Below are 235 nucleotides of genomic sequence, written 5' to 3'. Positions count from 1 at the left end.
CTTTTATGCGGTATTAGCTATCGTTTCCAATAGTTATCCCCCGCTAAGAGGCAGGTTACCTACGCGTTACTCACCCGTTCGCAACTCATCCGCTCGGTGCAAGCACCAAGCTTCAGCGTTCTACTTGCATGTATTAGGCACGCCGCCAGCGTTCATCCTGAGCCAGGATCAAACTCTCATTAAAATAATTGTTTGTCTTAAACTCATTCTGTCACTGACAGATTTATTGTTTTTT

Annotated in this window: 1 rRNA gene; it reads right to left on the bottom strand. The window is 44.7% G+C overall.

The window, feature by feature from the left end:
- Positions 1-184: ribosomal RNA gene (locus HMPREF2704_RS05625) — 16S ribosomal RNA — on the bottom strand; the annotation flags it as partial.
- Positions 185-235 lie beyond the last annotated feature (51 nt).

Source organism: Streptococcus sp. HMSC076C09, from assembly GCF_001837905.1.
GTDB lineage: Bacteria > Bacillota > Bacilli > Lactobacillales > Streptococcaceae > Streptococcus > Streptococcus parasanguinis_I.
Note: the sequence above shows the minus strand (reverse complement) of the source record. Positions and strands in the feature narration are given on the sequence as shown.